At 62.9% G+C, this 1,101-nt stretch carries 2 protein-coding genes; both read left to right on the forward strand.

Going from position 1 to position 1,101, the window contains the following annotated elements:
- A partial coding sequence (locus ACFYVL_RS44645; RefSeq protein WP_389255937.1) for a hypothetical protein occupies positions 1-212 on the forward strand: 212 nt, incomplete at its 5' end.
- A 12-nt stretch (positions 213-224) separates the two neighbouring features.
- Complete coding sequence (locus ACFYVL_RS44650) at positions 225-1,064, forward strand: IS5 family transposase (protein WP_389255939.1); 840 nt, start codon at positions 225-227, stop codon at positions 1,062-1,064.
- Positions 1,065-1,101 lie beyond the last annotated feature (37 nt).

Consider the following 1,101-nt stretch of genomic DNA (forward strand, 5'->3'; position numbering starts at 1 on the left):
AGAGGGCGTTTACGCAGTTCAGGCCCGGTAAGAGCCTTTCGTTCCTGCCGTATTTGGGGCGCATGGACGGGTACGCGGCTATCGCGCCTCCAGAGGGCTCGAGTTCGACTGTCCGTCTCGTCCGCGATTGCTTCCTGAAGTTCGTCTGGTTCGAAAAGATCACAGAAACGCCTGATGGGCAGCGGAACGCCACCTTCCGGTACGGCTCGTGATCACGCTACGGCGTGAGCCAGCGGAAGCCGTACCCCAGCGACCTGTCCGACGCCCGATGGGCCCTGATCGAGCCGACGTTGACGGCCTGGCGGAAGGCCCGGCTCGACCGCCGACCCACCGGCCAGCCACCCAAAGTCGAACTCCGTGATGTGTTCGACGCGATTCTCTACCTGAACCGCACGGGAATCCCTTGGAAATACCTGCCGCATGACTTCCCGGGCCACGGCACAGTCTACTTCTACTACGCGGCCTGGCGCGATGAGGGAGTCTTCACCCAGCTCAACTACGACCTCACGGGACTGGCCCGCGTGAAGGAGGGCCGCAAGCCCGAACCCACCGCCTCCGTCATCGACACCCAGAGCGTGAAGACCTCGACCAACGTGCCCGTGACCAGCCAGGGAACCGATGCCGCTAAGAAGATCGTGGGCAGGAAGCGGGGCATCCTGACCGACACGCTCGGCCTCCTCCTCGCTGTGACCGTCACCGCCGGCGGCCTCCACGAGAACGCCCTGGGAATACGCCTCCTCGACCAGGCGAAGGAAACGTACCCGACCATCTCCAAGAGCTGGGTCGACACCGGCTTCAAGAATGCCGTCGTCGAGCACGGAGCGAAGCTCGGAATCGACGTCGAAGTCGTCAACAGAAACCCCGGAGTTCGCGGATTTCACGTAGTCAAAAGGCGCTGGGTAGTGGAGCGCAGTCTGGGCTGGCTCATGTTGCACAGGCGCCTCGCCCGCGACTACGAGGCCCTCCCCGCCAGCTCCGAGGCCATGATCCACATTGCGTCCATCGACAACCTGGCCAAGCGCATAACGGACGAGACCACACCAACCTGGCGAGGAACCTACTAGGACAGAAAGGGCAATCTGCCTAGATCAAATGCCCTCT

This window comes from Streptomyces sp. NPDC004111, from assembly GCF_042874215.1.
In the GTDB taxonomy this organism is placed as follows: Bacteria; Actinomycetota; Actinomycetes; order Streptomycetales; family Streptomycetaceae; genus Streptomyces.